17 protein-coding genes are annotated in these 16,363 nt (G+C 66.1%); 4 read left to right on the forward strand and 13 right to left on the reverse strand.

The window, feature by feature from the left end; translation table 11 throughout:
* Positions 1-13 precede the first annotated feature (13 nt).
* The 3 genes from N5C91_RS31130 to N5C91_RS31140 are packed head-to-tail and all read right to left on the reverse strand — an operon-like array spanning position 14 to position 2,039.
* The gene (locus N5C91_RS31130; RefSeq protein WP_236174700.1) at positions 14-337 is read right to left on the reverse strand and encodes a hypothetical protein; all 324 of its coding nucleotides are present in this window, start codon (positions 335-337) and stop codon (positions 14-16) included.
* Positions 334-858, reverse strand: a complete 525-nt coding sequence (locus N5C91_RS31135; RefSeq protein ID WP_236198379.1) for a thiamine pyrophosphate-binding protein — start codon at positions 856-858, stop codon at positions 334-336. The genes N5C91_RS31130 and N5C91_RS31135 overlap by 4 nt, the downstream gene beginning before the upstream one ends.
* The gene (locus N5C91_RS31140) at positions 855-2,039 is read right to left on the reverse strand and encodes a PepSY domain-containing protein (protein ID WP_279834299.1); all 1,185 of its coding nucleotides are present in this window, start codon (positions 2,037-2,039) and stop codon (positions 855-857) included. Before N5C91_RS31140 ends, N5C91_RS31135 begins: the two co-directional genes overlap by 4 nt.
* Before the next feature lie 287 nt (positions 2,040-2,326).
* Between N5C91_RS31140 and N5C91_RS31145 the strand changes: the two genes are divergently transcribed.
* From N5C91_RS31145 to N5C91_RS31155, 3 genes are all read left to right on the forward strand, one after another.
* Positions 2,327-2,947: a hypothetical protein gene (locus tag N5C91_RS31145; RefSeq protein WP_236174697.1), complete on the forward strand. Its 621-nt coding sequence runs from the start codon at positions 2,327-2,329 to the stop codon at positions 2,945-2,947.
* Complete coding sequence (locus tag N5C91_RS31150; RefSeq protein ID WP_236174696.1) at positions 2,944-3,264, forward strand: transcriptional repressor; 321 nt, start codon at positions 2,944-2,946, stop codon at positions 3,262-3,264. Before N5C91_RS31145 ends, N5C91_RS31150 begins: the two co-directional genes overlap by 4 nt.
* Positions 3,265-3,469: 205 nt before the next feature.
* The gene (locus tag N5C91_RS31155) at positions 3,470-4,576 is read left to right on the forward strand and encodes an NADH:flavin oxidoreductase/NADH oxidase (protein ID WP_236174695.1); all 1,107 of its coding nucleotides are present in this window, start codon (positions 3,470-3,472) and stop codon (positions 4,574-4,576) included.
* Between the two features lie 75 nt (positions 4,577-4,651).
* Here the strand turns inward: N5C91_RS31155 and N5C91_RS31160 are convergent, their stop codons facing one another.
* From N5C91_RS31160 to N5C91_RS31170, 3 genes are read right to left on the reverse strand one after another with little or no spacing between them, the layout of a single operon-like run.
* Complete coding sequence (locus N5C91_RS31160; protein WP_279834306.1) at positions 4,652-5,461, reverse strand: hypothetical protein; 810 nt, start codon at positions 5,459-5,461, stop codon at positions 4,652-4,654.
* Positions 5,462-5,487: 26 nt separating this feature from the next.
* Positions 5,488-5,889, reverse strand: coding sequence for a TssQ family T6SS-associated lipoprotein (locus tag N5C91_RS31165; RefSeq protein WP_279834307.1), 402 nt, complete (start codon positions 5,887-5,889; stop codon positions 5,488-5,490).
* Between the two features lie 38 nt (positions 5,890-5,927).
* On the reverse strand, positions 5,928-6,608 hold the full coding sequence (locus N5C91_RS31170; RefSeq protein ID WP_279834308.1) for a PEGA domain-containing protein: 681 nt from the start codon (positions 6,606-6,608) through the stop codon (positions 5,928-5,930).
* 577 nt (positions 6,609-7,185) lie between these two features.
* Here N5C91_RS31170 and N5C91_RS31175 point away from each other — a divergent pair.
* On the forward strand, positions 7,186-7,515 hold the full coding sequence (locus N5C91_RS31175; protein WP_236174691.1) for a hypothetical protein: 330 nt from the start codon (positions 7,186-7,188) through the stop codon (positions 7,513-7,515).
* Between the two features lie 141 nt (positions 7,516-7,656).
* On the opposite strand, the gene N5C91_RS31180 is transcribed toward N5C91_RS31175, so the two are convergent.
* From N5C91_RS31180 to N5C91_RS31210, 7 genes are all read right to left on the reverse strand, one after another.
* A complete protein-coding gene (locus tag N5C91_RS31180; RefSeq protein ID WP_279834309.1) occupies positions 7,657-8,814 on the reverse strand; it encodes a methyl-accepting chemotaxis protein in 1,158 nt (385 codons plus the stop codon).
* 313 nt (positions 8,815-9,127) lie between these two features.
* Positions 9,128-9,616, reverse strand: coding sequence for an ester cyclase (locus N5C91_RS31185; protein ID WP_279834311.1), 489 nt, complete (start codon positions 9,614-9,616; stop codon positions 9,128-9,130).
* A gap of 86 nt (positions 9,617-9,702) precedes the next feature.
* Entirely contained in the window at positions 9,703-11,565 is a 1,863-nt protein-coding gene (locus N5C91_RS31190) for an NAD(P)/FAD-dependent oxidoreductase (RefSeq protein ID WP_279834313.1), read from the reverse strand.
* Positions 11,566-11,722: 157 nt separating this feature from the next.
* Positions 11,723-13,147 carry a gamma-aminobutyraldehyde dehydrogenase gene (locus N5C91_RS31195; RefSeq protein WP_236198386.1) on the reverse strand — a complete coding sequence of 475 codons (1,425 nt, stop codon included), beginning with the start codon at positions 13,145-13,147 and terminating at the stop codon, positions 11,723-11,725.
* Between the two features lie 252 nt (positions 13,148-13,399).
* Entirely contained in the window at positions 13,400-14,206 is an 807-nt protein-coding gene (locus N5C91_RS31200) for an ABC transporter permease (RefSeq protein ID WP_279834314.1), read from the reverse strand.
* Positions 14,196-15,134, reverse strand: a complete 939-nt coding sequence (locus tag N5C91_RS31205; RefSeq protein WP_139093077.1) for an ABC transporter permease — start codon at positions 15,132-15,134, stop codon at positions 14,196-14,198. The genes N5C91_RS31200 and N5C91_RS31205 overlap by 11 nt, the downstream gene beginning before the upstream one ends.
* 13 nt (positions 15,135-15,147) lie before the next feature.
* Positions 15,148-16,176 (reverse strand): ABC transporter ATP-binding protein, encoded by a 1,029-nt coding sequence (locus N5C91_RS31210; protein ID WP_038803388.1) that lies wholly within the window; start codon positions 16,174-16,176, stop codon positions 15,148-15,150.
* Positions 16,177-16,363: the final 187 nt, after the last annotated feature.

The raw sequence follows: 16,363 nt of genomic DNA on the forward strand, positions 1-16,363 counted from the left end.
TTGCAGCGCTAGCTCAGATGCCTTTGATCTCGCTCGGATCGACCTCGACCATATAGCCCGGCCCGACATCGAAGAGGATGTAGAAGTCTTCGCCTGGGCGCTTGAAGGTCAGGCTGGAGTCCGCGCCCAGCTTGCCGGGCAGCAGCACCTTGTGGTTGGTGGCGCTCAGCACATCCAGGGTAACGCCTGGCGCGGCGCTGCCATCGGTAAAGCCGCCGACGCAGCGGATCGTCTCGGCATCCAGCGCCGTGCATTCGCAGAAGGGCGCGTGGGCCAGGGCGCTGGTGCTGGCGGCCAGGCCGAGCAGCAGGGCGCTGTACTTGGGGATCGCTTTCATCGATTGCTCCGGGTCTTTTCCAGCCAGGCCACCAGCGACGGCGAGGCTTTGTCGAGAGGGATCTGCGCCTGATGCACCGCGCCATCCCAGCCTTCCACGGTCAGCCACAGCTCGTCGGCCGGCGTGACCCGGGCCGGGATTGTGACTTCGGCGAACTGCTGGTGCGGCGTGCCGGCGAACAGCCCGCCGGCGGCACGCAGGCTGCGTGGTTCGCCGATACGCAGGTAGGCGGCCTTCACCTGTGCATAGCAGCTGTCGCAGAAGGCCAGGGTAAAGGCCTTGACGAAGCCGGCGCGGCCTTCATCTTCCGGCTCGCCGACTTCCCATTCGGCCATGCGCGCGGTCCAGGGGCCGACCTGCAGATTGCCGATCTCGCGCTCGCCCAGGCCGCGCAGGCCACGGTCGAGCTTCGCTTCGTGGAAGTACTGCGGCATGAAGCCCAGGGGAATCAGCACCAGCAGGGCGCTGAGGTGGAAACGCCAGCGCAGCCACAGGCGGCGCAGCTTGCTCTTGCCGCTCATTGGCTGGCCTCCGCGGTGGCCGCGACAGCGATGCGTTCGCGGGCTTTCTGCTTCTTCAGTTCCTTGGCGGTGGCGATCAGGGTGCGCTTGCTCCAGATCATCAGGCCGCTGAGCACCATCATGCTGAGGATCAGGCCGAACACGAACCAGATCAGCTTGACCCACACGCCGCCGAAATCGCCGGTGTGCAGCGGGCGCATGGACTCGGTGACGAACTCCAGCCCGGAGCGGTCGCCGAGCAGGCGGGTCGAGGCGATGCTGCCGTCATAGGGGTTCACCTGGGCGCTTTCGGACATCAGCGGGTACCAGGCCTTGCCGAAGATGGTCAGCGGGTCGTAGGCGCTGGAGGGCAGGCGGAAGAAGGTCGGCTCGAAGCCGGGAATGCGTTGCTGCGCGGATAGCACGGCAGCGTCCAGGCCGATGCGCGGTGGCGCCTTGCCGTCCACGCTCAGTGGGATGCTGTCGCGCTGGATGATGGTCGGCACGCCCTCGCTGGAGATGGAGATGCTGTTGTCGAAGAGCGTCGCCTGGATCAGGAACCAGGTGCCGGTGATGGAAATCACCGCGATGAACCAGATCGACCAGATGCCCATCAGCCGATGCATGTCGCCCCAGAAGATGCGCGCGCCCTGGCGCAGGCGCAGGGTCGGCTTGAGGAAACCGCGCCAGAAGCGCTTGTACACCACCAGGCCGGTGACCAGCGAGGCGAGCATCGGCAGGCCGAGCAGCGACACCAGGTACCAGCCCCAGCTGAAACCGTGGCTGAACGGCACCAGCCACCAGCCATGCAGCGCGCGGGTGAACTGGCGGAAGTCGAACAGCGGCATCTTGCCCTGGATAACCCCGGTATAGGGGTTCACGTAGAGCATGGCGGTAGCGCTGTCGGGATAAGTGACGCTGACCCGCAGCGCAAAATGCGTTTCGCTGGGCGCGCTGATCACGCGCACGGCGGCCTGCGGTTGCTGCTGGGCCATGGCGGCGAGTACCTGGTCGTAGCCCAGGCGTTGGGCGTCATCGTCTGGCGGATTGGCGCGCACGGACGGATCGGCCAGCCAGATGATCTCCTGGCTCACCGTGGCCAGGGTGCCGGTGATGCACACCAGGAACACGAAGAACCAGATGGGCAGGGCCAGCCAGCTGTGGACCAGGAACCAGAGCCTGGAGCGGGATTTCTTGGACATGGGGAATCACGGCCACACAAGGGCAAGGCAAAGGAAAAGGCCCTCGCCGGACAAGGCCGGCGAGGCGCGAAGACACCAAGGAGCAGCGGTGTTCTAGGAATAAGGACGGATGAGATCGAAAAACCGGCCATCTGCAGTTGCAAATAAATGTTTCGGTGCGGTTTTCGCGGTCTTTTCCATTTCTTTACACATTTTCTGTGCGTGTTTTTTGCGGCTCATCCGTCTTGTATGTGAAAGCGATCGATTCGCAACGGAAGCGAACTTCAGCCAGACAACAGGAGAACCGCATGACCTTCTACCTTCGCCAGCTCACGCTGCTGGCCGTGGCGCTGAGCTGTGCGCCATTGGCCAGCGCGGACTACCTGTGGCTGGAACGCAGTGCAGGGCAGAGCGCGAAAAGCTATTTCAGCGAACAGCAGCCCGGCGAGCACCTGCCGGTGACCCAGTTGCAGAATGCCCACGTCGTGCTGGGCGAGGGCAAGACGGCGCCGATGAAGGCTGGCGTCGAGTCCTTCGATATCGGCGCCGTGCCAGCGGGCGATCTGCGCGTCGCCGCCCAGCGTGCCGAAGGCAGCACCCTGACCATTTATCAGGCCCGCGAGGGACGCAGCGAGACCCGGGCGCAGAATGACCTGGAGCTGGTGCCCACCGCGCCCGGCGGCAATACCTTTGCCCTGCACTGGAAGGGCACCGTGGTGCCGGCCTCGCAGGTCAACGTGTACACCTCCGAGCAGTGGAGCCGCAGCCTGAAGCCGGCGGCCGACGGCACCGTGACCCTGGCCACGCCGTTCCCGGCGCGCTACGTGCTGGAGGTCTCGGCCCAGGTCAACGGCGGCGCCAGCGTCGACGGCAAGCGCTACGACAGCGTGATCCACGTTGCCACTCTGTCTTTCGAGGTGCGCCCATGAGAGTCGCTATCAAAGCCAGCACCCCGCTCCGCCCGCGCCTGCCGCGGCCCGCCCGGCAACTGCTGGAACACGCCGGCCTGCGCAGCAGCCTGCCGCGGTTGAACATCCTCGATGCGCTGGTGGCCTGCCGCAAGGCGACGGCTGTGGAACTGCATGCCTACCTGGAAGAGCCGGGCCTGCCCATCTCCCTCAGCTGCGTCAGCCAGACCCTGCGCCGCCTGCATCTCTCCGGCCTGCTCGAGCGTGACCAGAACAAGCGCTACAGCCTGGCACCCGGAGCGGTGGCGGCCATGGGCAAGTCGAGCGAGTTGCACTGACAGCGAGGTTGCAGTGGATGGCCCTCGAAAGAAGGGCCGCTGGCTGACGCTGGCGGTCCTGTTGGTCGGGGGGCCTGGACGTTCGACCGCGCCGATGACGTTCACGCAGGCAGGAAGGATTTCCGCCGATCATCCGAACTTATCCTTAGGCGATCCCGGTCTACAGTTGAAGTGACAAGTTCTGAAGACCCGAGGGAGTGCCACCATGAGCCAGTTGTTCGAGCCCCTGACCCTGCGCCAGCTGACCCTGTCCAACCGTATCGCCGTATCCCCCATGTGCCAGTACTCCGCCCAGGACGGCCTGGCCAACGACTGGCACCTGGTGCACCTGGGCAGCCGTGCGGTCGGCGGCGCCGGTCTGGTGATAGTCGAGGCCACTGCCGTGGCCCCGGAAGGGCGGATCAGCGCCGAGGACCTGGGCATCTGGAATGACGAGCAGGTCGAACCGCTGCGGCGCATCACCCGCTTCATCGAATCCCAGGGCGCGGTGGCTGGAGTGCAGCTGGCCCATGCCGGGCGCAAGGCGAGCACCTGGGCGCCCTGGCTGGGCAAGCATGGTTCGGTGCCGGTCAGTGAAGGCGGCTGGACGCCCGTAGCACCCTCGGCCATTGCCTTCGACCCGCAGCACACCGCGCCGATCGCCTTGAGCGAGGAGCAGATGGCGACCATCAAGCAGCAGTTCGTGCGCGGCGCCGAGCGCGCCCTGGCCGCCGGCTTCAAGATCGCCGAGGTGCATGCCGCCCATGGCTACCTGCTGCATCAGTTCCTTTCGCCGCTGTCCAACCAGCGCCGCGACCAGTACGGCACCTGCTTCGAGAACCGTATCCGCTTCCTCCTGGAGGTCACCGCTGCCGTGCGTGCGGTCTGGCCGCAGGAGCTGCCGCTGTTCGTCCGCCTGTCCGCCACCGACTGGGTGGAGGATGGCTGGAACCCCGACGAGACCGTGGAGCTGGCGCGCCGCCTGAAGGACTTGGGGGTGGACCTGATCGATGTGTCGTCCGGAGGCACCGCGGTCAATGCCGAGATTCCCGTAGGGCCCGGTTACCAGACGCAATTTGCCGAGCGGGTGCGCAAGGAGGCGGGAGTCGCCAGCGGCACCGTGGGGATGATCACCGAGCCGGTGCAGGCCGAGCATATCCTGCGCACCGGGCAGGCCGACCTGATTCTGCTGGCCCGCGAGCTGCTGCGCGACCCTTACTGGCCGTTGCATGCCGCCGATGAGCTGGGCGGCCAGCCGGTGCCCTGGCCGGCACAGTACCTGCGCGCTGCGCAGCGCGGCACGCCCAAGCGCAAGGCCTACGGGCAGGTTTGACGTTGGCGCGGGTCACGCGGACAAGTGCCACGTGAGCGTATGTGAGCAGGCCGCCGCAGCGCTGGCGGCGGCTGTTCACTCCTTGGCGTTTTCCCGTACCAGGAACAACGGGGGACGAAGCGGGGTGGTGAAGGAGCGATGCTCTTCGTCGCGCTCATTCGTCACCGGGGTACGGCCCACGCTGTCGATGACCCAGCCGTCGCCTTCCTGCTTGAGCTGATAGGCCAGCGGCGCACCTTCCCTGAACAGTCGCTCCGGGCCCTTGCGGCCGAGCGCATAGAGCGAGACTTCGTAAGCCTCTATCTCGCCAGCCTTGTTGCGGCTGGCGGGTACCAGGCGCGCATAGTTGAGCACCGCGGAGCCCGGCAGGCGCCCCAGGGCGTGCTCGCCCAGGTTGGCGTCGGCGTAGAGCGGGTAGTAGGTCGGAGCGGACGGCGTGCTGACGTCGATCACATGGAGAAAGCCATAGCGCCGCCAGTCGCCTACCCCGAAGAGACCGGCACCGCTGCTGGCAATCACCTGGTAGCGCCTGTCCGGCAGGTTGATTTCCAGCAGGCGGCCGTCGCGCAGGTCCAGCCGGGGGAATTTGCCCCAGGGTGTGGCGACGGCGTCGAAGCGCTGCTTGCCCATCACCAGCCAGGCTGATTCTCCGGCGGTTTCCAGATAGGAGGGGGCGTCCTTCGCCTCGGTCCGGTATTCGCTGCCGGCTTTCGAAACCTGGCGGGTAAAGCTGGAGCCAAGCACTCTGGTGGAAGTCTGTTCGCTGCTCCAGAGACTCTCGACGGCAGCGCTCAGGCTTTCATGAGTGTCGGCGTGGGCGAGCGGCAGCAGACCCAGAAGGGGAATCGTCAACCAGTAGCGGCGCAGCCGGTGGTGGAGTGACATGGGGACCTCGCGATCGGGGGAACGGGTCAACGGTGTGCCGCCTGAACGAATACCGGCCCCCACAGGGGATGGCTCGCTTCAGCGGTTCCCAGGTGGAAGGTCGGATCGATCTGCAGGGCGCGGTTGAAAGCGAAGCGGCACTGGATCGGCTGCTCGCTCACGCAATAGCTGAACGCCAGGTACTTGAGTGCCTGCAACTGCACCTGGGTGCCGCCGGCCCACAGGGCTGGCGAGAGGAACTGTTCTTCAGCCTGGGTGTAGTTCCCTGCCTCGTACAGCCGCAGGCCTTCAGCGAAGGTGCTCTCGGCGTTCGCCTGGATATCCTCCGCTGGCGGCACGGGCTCATCTTCAAGGTGATGCCGGCAGCCCGCAGCGGCCGCCAGGCAGGCGATCAACAGGGGCGTCAGGAGAGTGCGCAAAGCTTTCATGGTGTTGTCCGTACGCGAAAAGGGAGGCCTGCCGGCGCTTACTGGAAGGTGTGGCGCAGCGTCACGGACTGGCCAGCGGAAATCTGCAATTGCTGGCTGTAGCTGGGCAGATCGGGGTTACGCAGTTCGACCCTGTGGCTGCCGGGTGACAGTTGCAGCTTCAACAGCGGGGGGCTGATGCCATGCTTCTTGCCGTCGACCCAGACTTCGGCCCACGGCTGGACTGCGACGATCAGCGTGCCGACTGCGGCTGGCACGGGCGCGCTGCGGGGCTTGGCCGGAGCAACGGGTTTCCTGTCGACGATGGTCATGGGCGGCGAGGGCGCGGGGCGTGGCTTGGGTGGCGCGATAACCGGCAGTGTGGGAGTTGCTGGCTTCTGCGTCTGGACCGGGGGCGTTTGCGCGATCGTGTCCGCTGCTGGCGCCTGGTCGGCGGAAGCGTCCATCTCGTGGGGCTCAGCCATCGGCCGTGCCGGGACGGGCTCGGCGAGGCCGGGCGGCAACGGTTCGTCGTCCATGGGTTCCTGAGTGACGATCACGCTGCTTTCCACTGGGCTGTCGGTGGTCGGTTGCGCCTGCACAGGAGGCTGCGGGCTCGGCTCCTGGATTGCTGCCGGGACATCGCCAGGATTGTTGCTGGGCCAGTACTTCCACAACGTTGCCAGCAGCGCGCCGAGCAGCAGACAGATGGCAGCGACGCCGATCAGCAACCAGTTCACGGGGGATTGTGGCGTGGGCTGCTGAGCCGCGGCCGCCGGCACGACTGCCTCAGCCTGGCTCGGTGGTTGAGCGCTCGGCTGTGAAGCAACGGCGGGGCGCGGCGTCACCCTGTAGGCGGTGCCTGGACCATACCAGGAACTCAGCGGCTCGCCGGGCGCCGAATCGGCACGCGGAATACTCGGAGGCTTCCGGGTGTCGGGGGATCGGGGGGCGTTCGCGGTCGGTTCCATCGGGTACATCTTCAATAGGTTGAAGAAGAGGGTTTTCTGGCCTCGTGCGGGAAGCGGGGCACCGGGCACGAGTAGCAAGCTGTGAATATTCGAAAAATGGCCGCGGATCATAGGAAGCCAATCGCCGAGGTTCAAACGCACTCGATGGTTTCCGTTGCCGGGATGGGGATTTGAGGATCAGGTCGCGGTTTGCGAAGGAGACGGCGGCAGCGAATGCGCCCGTGACCAGGAGGTCAGGAAAAGAAATGAAATGTGATATCTGTCGCACAGTGGCGTTGTGATGCTACTCTCACCGGGCTCGCGCAAGGACTGCGCCACACCCCACCAGAGCATCACTGGAGCACGCATGGACGCCTCTGCAACGCCTGCTGTCATCGCTCAATCGGAAATCGCCCTGCTGGCGAACATCCTTGCCCTCGCCACCCGCAACATGTCCAACCTCAGCACGCTGATCACCCAGTTGTCGGTGGAGCTCGGGCATAGCCCCGATCCGCACCTGCAGCGCGTCGGCCAGCGTGTGCTGGCGGATGTGGACGTGCTGGCGAAATCCCTGGATACCCAGTGGGAGCTGATCGGCGCGCTTTCGCGCTTCTGTCCGCTGCTGTCGCGCACGCCACTGGTGAAGCCGGCACTGGTGACGGAAATCCATATCACCGAGTTGCCCGAGCGGGGGTAGGCCGGGGTCGCATTGGGCTTGGAGGTCGGTTTTGGGCTTGGGTTCGCGAGCAAGCCCGCTCCTACAGTCAGCCTCACTTCGGGGCCGGCCTTGCAGGAGCGAGCTTGCTCGCGAACGACAGGCAGCGCCACTGCGTTGCGATCACTCGCCGGCCTGGGCCAGCTCGAAGCTCATCAGCAGCGCCCACGGCGCATCACTGTCGCCGACGCGGATCGGCTGCAGCAATTCCACACGCTGGCCTTTCACCTGTTCCCAGGCCTTGCCCCGGGCGATGGCGCTGCGCGCTTCCTGCGGCAGTTCGCTGGCCTTGTCGCCCAGGCGTTTGGCGTCCGCGTGGGTGACGTAGACGCCGGCGTTGGAGAGCAGGGCGTAGCGGCCGTTGCCCATCGGCGCCAACTTGCCGAGGCTTTCCTGCAACTGGTGCAGGGTGTAGTCGGCGCCGAGAATGCCGAGGAAGCGGCCATTGGCGAACATCGGCGACATGAACGAGGTCATCAGCACGCTGCTGCCGCCAACGCTGTATTCATAGGGCTCCATGAACACGTCGCGACCCTTGTCGCGGGGGACCTGATACCAGTCGCCGCTGCCGTCGGCCTTGTCGTAGCCGACCAGGCATTCGCGCTGGGCCACGCCGCTGCCGCGGTGCCAGTAGGCCATGAGGCGACCGCTGGCATCGTGCCCCGGTGTATGGCTGAACTCGGCATCGCGACCGTCGAAGGCATTCGGTTCGCAGCCGCAGGCGAAGGCCAGCAGGTCGGGGTTGCGGGTCAGGTATTCGTGCATCACTGCGTCGATCTGCTCGCGCTGCGGGCCGAGGTTGCGCGCCTTCAGGCCGAGGATGAAGTGCTTCAGACCGTAGAGCGCGGTGGCCATCACCGCGAAGCGCGCTTCCAGACGCTGGGCCTCGCCAGCCAGCACCACGCGGGCGGTGTCCAGCAGGCTGGAGTGCTCGGCCTGTTCGACATCGGCCAGGGCCTTGGCGCTTTCACTCTTGATCGAGGCGACGACGTTGCCGATGTCGGCGGTGGCGTTGGCCGACTGCGTCGCCAGGCGGCGCACCTCGTCGGCGACCACTGCGAAACCGCGCCCGCTTTCCCCGGCGCGGGCGGCTTCGATGGCGGCATTGAGCGCCACCAGGTTGGTGTTCCTGGCGATCTGCTTGATGGTCTCGGAGACCTTGCTGATCTGCGTCCAGCGAACGTTGAGGTCGGCGATCAGTTGCTTGACCTGGTCGATGGTGGAGCGGGTGCTGGGGCTGTCTTCGGCGCTCGCGGGCCGGCTTTCGAGTGTGCTTGGCATGGGTAGGGACACTGCAGTGGCGGATGAGGGCAGGAGTAGGCGAGGGCTTCTTTCTTCTAATGTCAGCCGCCCGTGGAGGCGCGGCTGTATTACGGCGCTGGGCGTCTGGACGTAGGAGCGGACTCCGTCCGCGATGTTTTCGCGCGGGCGGGAGACTATCGCGGACGGAGTCCGCTCCTACGCAAACGGGATCTGCGGTGCCGGGCGTACCCGTTGACCAGACAGACCCGTAGGGCGAATAACGCGCAGCGTTATCCGCCGCCATGGCTGAACGGCGGATAACCCCTTCCGGGTTATGCGCCCTGCGCTTCCGTTACCAACCCAACTGCTTGTGCAGGCCGAGGGCATCGTAGTAGTCGCCCTGGTAGACGATCTTGCCGTCCTTGACCTTCACGTAGCTCACGCCGTCGAACGACAGCGGCTTGTTGGTGGCCGGGGTCTGGGCGTCCCAGGTGCCGGTGTTGGTGCCGCTGAAGGTCCACTGGAAGGCGATGCCGTCCTTGTCGACGATCGGCTTGCCGTTCATCTTCCATTTCAGGTCCGGCACGGCCCCCACGAACACCTTGATCACGTTGTCGCGCGCGGCTTCACGGCCTTTCTGCGGAGTGCCGACGGTGACGTCGAAATACTCCGCATCCTTGGCCAGGTAGCCGGCGGCCTTCTCGGCGTCGTGGGCGTTCCACGCAGCCATGTAGGCATCGACGATCTGTTTGGGATTCTCTTGTGAAGAGCCTGCGGCCTGGACCAGGCCGGCAAAGGTGAACAGCGACAGCAGGTAAAACGCTCTGACGAGGTGACGCATGCTTGCCTCCGTTGCGGGCGTGCCCGCGGGGTTTCGGCCGGACGGCCGTTGTGTGTGGCGCCACGCAGGGCGCGGCGCCGGCTACATCAGGACAGTTCGCCCACCGCGCGCCAGGCTTCGTCGATAGCCGCATGGGCATAGGCGTCCCAGGCGGCATCGGAGTTGGCGATGGTCACGTTGCCAACCTTGGTGCGGGCCAGGTTCATCAGTTTTTCGCTCTCATCCTCATCATCGAAGAGGCTGTTGGAGAAGTACGAATAGCCGTGCGACCAACGGTTGATGGTGATCGCCTGGATATCCTTCTGATGGTCGAAGCCGGCCGGGCCGAGCATGGCCTGCAACTGGTCGCGGATCATGCCTTCCATGTACTCGAAGCTCATGGCGTAGAGCTTGCCGCGCCCTACGCGGGCCTGGGTGCGTGCATCCATCCCGGCGTTGGGGCTGGTGGGCACGTAGACCATGTGCAGGCCGATGGGCTGGTTCGGGTCGCGCGGGTGGCTGTAGCCGCCGATGTCCACCGGGTAGTCCAGCTTCACGCGGCTGTACGGCTGGCTCGGCGCGTAGATTTCGTGCACGCCCAGCTTCATGAAGCTCTGCCAGTTGCGGATCACCACCTTGGTGTACACCAGCGGGAACTTCACGTTCTGCGCCAGGGCGTGAGACTGCTCGGCGGAGAGGTCACGCAGGATGTAGGGGATGATCATGTTGTAGCAGGCCAGCACGCAGTGCCTGGCGCGCACACGGTGCAGGGCGCCGGCGCGGCTGTAGCCGACGTCCACGCCGCCGTCGCGGTTCTTCACGCTCACCGCGGTGCTGTTCAGGCGCAGGCGCACGGCGTTGTTCGGCTGGTCCAGCTTGGCGTAGTCGAAGGTGGCCAGGACGATGTCGTTCATGTCCTTGCCCGGCGCCACGCCCGGAATCAGGCCGCGCACCAGCAGGCGCGCCAGCGAGGCGTTGCCGTCGGGGAAGTGGTAGATGTACGGCTCTTCCATCTCCGACTTGGCTTCCTCGCTGATCGGCGAAAGGTCCATCGCGGCGAAACCGGGGAAGCCCACGGAGTAGGCCGAATCGGCAGAGACGGCGTCGATGCTCAGCGCGGAGAAGTCGTTGGTGCGGCTGAGGAAGTAGCGGGTGGCGGCCTCGCTCAGGCCCACGTCCTTGCGCAGGAAATCCTGGTAGCTGGTCTTGGCCAGGTGCGCTTCCTTCTCCTCGCGGGTCTTGCCGGCGAGGTAGTCCTTCGGCGCCTCGTGCAGGTCGATCAGCGCCTGGCGGTCGGCCTCGGGCAGCGGGAAGTCGCCGATGAAGGCGCGCCAGCTGCGGGCGTTGAGTTTTTCCGGGGCGATGTCGTCGGCCACCATCGGCGTCGGGTCGCCGCTGACCATCTTCGCCTCGCCGAAGCCGGCCTTGTCGAAGAACACCCCGCGCGACAGGCCCAGGTTCGGGTAGAAGTCACGGTCGAAGGCGGTTTCGAAGCGGTCGACGTCGACGTTGAGCTGCTTGAGCAGGCCGTTCACCGTGTCGCTGTACAGGTGCTTGGGCGACTGGAAGGCTTCGCTGCCGCCGTAGCCGAGGATCATCCGGCCACCGGCCTGGAATTCGTTGCGTTTGGCGTGGCCGCCGAAGTCGTCGTGGTTCTCGATGATCAGCACGCGCGCCTTGGGGTGCTTCTGCCGATAGAACCAGGCTGCGGACAGGCCGCTGATGCCGCCGCCGACCACTACCAGGTCGTACTGCTCCTCGATCTTCAGGCCATCGGTATCGAATACCTTCTTCTCCCAGCCCATCTGGTGCGCGACCTCGAACGCGCCGGGATGGCTGCCGCGCATGCCGGTGAGGGCAGGCGGGTAGTAGCGGCCGGACGGAGCGGCCTGGAGAAGTTGCAGCGGGGTGAGGCCCGCGCCGATGGTGAGGGCAACGCCGTTGAGGAAGTCGCGGCGGGTAATGGTCATGGGAAATCCTTGCAAGGTGATGGCCCGGGGCAGGGCTGTCATGGTTTTGCCCTTCCATGCCGGAAGGGGTTGCGGCATGCGTGGCCGCGCGGCGGTCCCGGTCGAGCGGGGCGCCGTAAAACATCGGGCCCTCGTGTGAGGGCCCGACAGTCACTGCTTAATGCTTGATCATTACGTGACGGATGGCGGTGTAGTCCTCCAGGCCGTACATCGACATGTCCTTGCCGTAGCCCGACAGCTTCATGCCGCCGTGGGGCATTTCGGTGGTCAGCATGAAGTGCGTGTTGACCCAGGTGCAGCCGTACTGCAGGCGCGCGGACAGGCGATGGGCGCGGCCGATGTCGCTGGTCCACACCGAGGAGGCCAGGCCGTAGTCGGAGTCGTTCGCCCAGGCCAGCGCCTGCGCTTCGTCGTCGAACTCGGTGACCGAAACCACCGGGCCGAAGATTTCGCGGCGGACCACTTCGTCGTCCTGGCGGGCGCCGGCGAGCACGGTCGGCTCGAAGAAGAAGCCCGCGCGGTCGGCGCGCTTGCCGCCGGTGACCACTTCGATGTGCGGCACTTGCCTGGCGCGCTCGACGAAGCCGATGACGCGCTCCAGGTGCTGCTCGGTGATGACCGGGCCCAGTTCGGTGTTCGGGTCGTCCTGCTCGCCGTACTGGATGCTGGCAACCGCTGCGCCGAGCTTCTCGACGAACTTGGCGTAGATGCCTTTCTGCGCGTAGATGCGGCAGGCGGCGGTGCAGTCTTGCCCTGCGTTGTAGAAGCCGAAGGTGCGGATGCCTTCCACGGCGGCGTCGATATCGGCGTCGTCGAAGATCAGCACCGGGGCCTTGCCGCCCAGTTCCATGTGCATGCGCTTCACGGTGTCGGCGGTGCCGGCGATGATGCGGCTGCCGGTGGCGACCGAGCCGGTCAGCGACACCATGCGTACTTTCGGGTGGGTGGTCAGCGGCTCGCCAACGCTCGGGCCACGGCCGAACACCAGGTTGACCACGCCGGCGGGGAAGATATCGGCCATCAGCTGCGCCAGGCGCAGGGCGGTCAGCGGGGTCTGCTCGGAGGGCTTGAGCACCACGGTGTTGCCGGCGGCCAGGGCCGGGCCGAGTTTCCACGCGACCATCATCAGCGGGTAGTTCCACGGCGCGATGGAGGCGACCACGCCCACCGGGTCGCGACGGATCATCGAGGTGTGGCCCGGCAGGTATTCGCCCGCGGCGGAGCCTTGCATCACGCGGCAGGCGCCGGCGAAGAAGCGGAACACGTCGGCCACCGCCGGCAGTTCGTCGTTCAGCGCGGCGGAGTAGGGCTTGCCGCAGTTGTTGGATTCCAGGCGGGCCAGCTCCTCGGCGTTGGCGTCGATGGCGTCGGCCAGTTGCAGCAGGAGCATCGCGCGGTCTTTCGGCGCGGTCTGCGACCAGCCGTCGAAGGCGGCATCGGCGGCCAGTACGGCGGCGTCGACCTGGGCCGGGGTGGCCTCGGCGATTTCCACCAGGGTGGTGCCCAGGGACGGGTTCACAACAGCGAGCTTCTCGCCTTCGCCAGCGACCAGTTGGCCGTTGATCAGCAGGTTGGTTTGCATGGTTGAGTCCTCTTGGTCAGGAACGTGGTGCAAATTCGGTTGAGGTGTTTCTTTTTAAGGGCCTGCCGGTTTATGGGCGGCGGGCCTGAGGGGTTCTGTGGGGCCTGTGCCATGCGGCCCCTCACCCTAGCCCTCTCCCGGAGGGAGAGGGGACTGTTCGGTGCCGGCTGAAGCCATTGCGTCAGCCGGCACGCGCAGCTCCCTCTCCCCTGGGGAGAGGGCGGGGGTGAGGGGTTTCGCATGGCACCCAAATTACTTCCCGCTCCCCGCCACGCCCTCGCCACCCTTGGTCAGGTAGTAGGCGCCGAGGATCGGCAGCATGGTCACGATCATCACCAGCATCGCCACCACGTTGGTCACCGGCACGTCGCGCGGGCGGCCCAGCTGGTTGAGCAGCCAGATCGGCAGGGTGCGTTCGTGGCCGGCGGTGAAGGTGGTGACGATGATCTCGTCGAAGGACAGCGCGAACGCCAGCATGCCGCCGGCCAGCAGCGCCGAGCCGAGGTTGGGCAGGATCACGTAGCGGAAGGTCTGCCAGCCGTCGGCGCCCAGGTCCATCGAGGCTTCGATGAGGCTGTGGGAGGTGCGGCGGAAACGTGCGATGACGTTGTTGTAGACGATCACCACGCAGAAGGTGGCGTGGCCGATGACGATGGTCAGGAAGCCCGGTTCGATGCCGAGGGTCTTGAACGCCGACAGCAGCGCGATGCCGGTGATGATGCCGGGCAGGGCGATCGGCAGGATCAGCATCAGCGAGATGCCTTCCTTGCCGAAGAAGTCGCGGCGGTACAGCGCGGCGGCCGCGAGGGTGCCCAGGAGCATGGCGATCAGCGTGGCGACGCTGGCGATCTTCACCGACAGCTCGATGGCTTCGAGCACGTCCTGGCGTGCGAAGGCGACGCTGAACCAGTGCAGGGTGAAGCCCTTGGGCGGGAAGCTGAAGGCCGCGTCCTCGGTGTTGAAGGCGTACAGGAAGATGATCAGGATCGGGAAGTGCAGGAACACCAGCCCGCCCCAGGCGGCGGCCTTGAGGCCGAAAGACGCTTTCTCAGAGTGCATCGAAAGCCCCCAGACGTTTGACGATGGACAGGTACACGGCGATCAGCACGATCGGCACGAGAGTGAAGGCGGCGGCCATCGGCATGTTGCCGATCGCGCCCTGCTGGGCGTAGACCATGCTGCCGATGAAGTAGCCGGGCGGGCCCACCAGTTGCGGCACGATGAAGTCGCCCAGGGTCAGGCTGAAGGTGAAGATCGAGCCGGCGGCGATGCCGGGGATCGACAGCGGCAGGATCACCTGGAAGAAGGTCTGCCGCGGGTGCGCGCCGAGGTCCGCCGAGGCTTGCAGCAGCGACGGCGGCAGGCGCTCCAGGGAGGCCTGGATCGGCAGGATCATGAACGGCAGCCAGATATACACGAACACCAGGAAGCGCCCGAAGCTGGAGGTGGACAGGGTGTTGCCACCGATGCCCGGAATGCCCAGCAGCAGGTTCAGCAGGGGCTCCAGGCCCAGGTGCTGGACGAACCACATCGCCACGCCGCCCTTGGCCAGCAGCAGGGTCCAGGCGTAGGCCTTGACGATGTAGCTGGCCCACATCGGCATCATCACGGCGATGTAGAAGAACGCCTTGGTCTTGCCGGTGGTGTAGCGCGCCATGTAGTAGGCGATGGGGAAGGCCACCGCGCCGCTGGCGATGGACACCGCGACGGCCATCAGCACGGTGCGCTGGATGATGTCGAAGTTGGAGCCACTGAACAGCGAGCCGAAGTTGGCCCAGGTCAGGTCCGGCGTCACCGTCATGGTGAAGTCGTCGAAGGTGTAGAAACCCTGCCACAGCAGCGTCAGCAGCGAGCCGAGGTAGATCGCGCCGAACCACAGCAGCGGCGGGATCAGCAGCAGCGAGAGGTACAGCGTCGGCTTGCGGTAGAGCAGGTTGGACAGGCGGCGCAGCGGGCCATTGCTGGCCGCCGGCAGCGCTGCATTCATCGTCAGTTCCATCTCACGCGCCCTCGTTCAGCACCACCATCGCCTCGCGTGCCCAGCGAGCGGTCACGCGCTGGCCCGGCTGGTGGGCGAGGTCGATGTCGGCCCACTGGCTGTTGGCCTGGCTGAGGCAGAGGTTCTGGCCGTTGTCGAGACGGATCTCGTAGCGGGTCGCCGCACCCTGGTACTGGATGTCGTGCAGCAGGCCGCTGATCTCGATGTCCGAGGTGGCGCGCTCACCGTTGGCGAAAGTGATGTGCTCCGGGCGGATGGAGAAGGGCTGGGCGTTGCCGGTCAGGCTCTGGGCGATGTCGCCGCGCAGTACGTTGGAGGTGCCGACGAACTCGGCCACGAACGGAGTGGCGGGCTTCATGTAGAGGTTGCGCGGGGTGTCGACCTGCTCGATGCGGCCCTTGTTGAACACCGCGACGCGGTCGGACATGGACAGCGCTTCGCTCTGGTCGTGGGTGACGAAGATGAAGGTGATGCCCAACTGGCGCTGCAGTTTCTTCAGCTCGCTCTGCATCTGCTCGCGCAGCTTGAGGTCGAGGGCGCCGAGCGGTTCGTCCAGCAGCAGCACGCGCGGGCGATTCACCAGGGCGCGGGCCAGGGCTACGCGCTGGCGCTGGCCACCGGAGAGCTGCACCGGCTTGCGCACGCCGTAGCCGCCCAGGGCGACCATGCCGAGGGCTTCTTCGGCGCGCTTGAGACGCTCGGCCTTGCCGATGCCTTTCACCTTCAGGCCATAGGCGACGTTCTCCAGCACGCTCATGTGCGGGAACAGCGCGTAGTCCTGGAACACCGTGTTGACGTCACGCTGGTACGGCGGCAGGCCGGCGGCCTCCTCGCCATGGATGCGGATGGAGCCTGCGCTGGGTTGCTCGAAGCCGGCGATCAGGCGCAGGCAGGTGGTCTTGCCCGAACCCGACGGGCCGAGCATGGAGAAGAACTCGCCGTCCTTGATGTCGATGGACACCCGGTCAACGGCTTTCACCTCGCCGAACTGGCGGGAGACCTGGGTGAATTGAACAGCGGGGGTGGTCATGGTGCACGCTCCAAGGGGCAGGATTCCGGCGCGGCCGGGCCCTGCCCGTGAATCTGAGATACGGGTGAATCGATGCGAATTGGGTGGGGCGGGAACTCCCTCTCCCTCTGGGAGAGGGCCGGGGTGAGGGAAGCCACGGCACACGGCCGGGGGGGGGGGGGGGGGGGGGGGGGGGGGGGGGGGGGGG

The organism is Pseudomonas sp. GD03903, from assembly GCF_029840045.1.
Lineage (GTDB): Bacteria > Pseudomonadota > Gammaproteobacteria > Pseudomonadales > Pseudomonadaceae > Pseudomonas > Pseudomonas pseudonitroreducens.

Coding starts and splice junctions, on each gene's coding strand:
- N5C91_RS31155 (WP_236174695.1), top strand. CDS start 3,470: ATGAGCCAGTTGTTCGAGCCCCTGACCCTGCGCCAGCTGACCCTGTCC.
- N5C91_RS31130 (WP_236174700.1), bottom strand. CDS start 337: ATGAAAGCGATCCCCAAGTACAGCGCCCTGCTGCTCGGCCTGGCCGCC.
- N5C91_RS31195 (WP_236198386.1), bottom strand. CDS start 13,147: ATGCAAACCAACCTGCTGATCAACGGCCAACTGGTCGCTGGCGAAGGC.
- N5C91_RS31190 (WP_279834313.1), bottom strand. CDS start 11,565: ATGACCATTACCCGCCGCGACTTCCTCAACGGCGTTGCCCTCACCATC.
- N5C91_RS31140 (WP_279834299.1), bottom strand. CDS start 2,039: ATGTCCAAGAAATCCCGCTCCAGGCTCTGGTTCCTGGTCCACAGCTGG.
- N5C91_RS31175 (WP_236174691.1), top strand. CDS start 7,186: ATGGACGCCTCTGCAACGCCTGCTGTCATCGCTCAATCGGAAATCGCC.
- N5C91_RS31135 (WP_236198379.1), bottom strand. CDS start 858: ATGAGCGGCAAGAGCAAGCTGCGCCGCCTGTGGCTGCGCTGGCGTTTC.
- N5C91_RS31160 (WP_279834306.1), bottom strand. CDS start 5,461: ATGTCACTCCACCACCGGCTGCGCCGCTACTGGTTGACGATTCCCCTT.
- N5C91_RS31150 (WP_236174696.1), top strand. CDS start 2,944: ATGAGAGTCGCTATCAAAGCCAGCACCCCGCTCCGCCCGCGCCTGCCG.
- N5C91_RS31185 (WP_279834311.1), bottom strand. CDS start 9,616: ATGCGTCACCTCGTCAGAGCGTTTTACCTGCTGTCGCTGTTCACCTTT.
- N5C91_RS31145 (WP_236174697.1), top strand. CDS start 2,327: ATGACCTTCTACCTTCGCCAGCTCACGCTGCTGGCCGTGGCGCTGAGC.
- N5C91_RS31180 (WP_279834309.1), bottom strand. CDS start 8,814: ATGCCAAGCACACTCGAAAGCCGGCCCGCGAGCGCCGAAGACAGCCCC.
- N5C91_RS31165 (WP_279834307.1), bottom strand. CDS start 5,889: ATGAAAGCTTTGCGCACTCTCCTGACGCCCCTGTTGATCGCCTGCCTG.
- N5C91_RS31205 (WP_139093077.1), bottom strand. CDS start 15,134: ATGAATGCAGCGCTGCCGGCGGCCAGCAATGGCCCGCTGCGCCGCCTG.
- N5C91_RS31200 (WP_279834314.1), bottom strand. CDS start 14,206: ATGCACTCTGAGAAAGCGTCTTTCGGCCTCAAGGCCGCCGCCTGGGGC.
- N5C91_RS31210 (WP_038803388.1), bottom strand. CDS start 16,176: ATGACCACCCCCGCTGTTCAATTCACCCAGGTCTCCCGCCAGTTCGGC.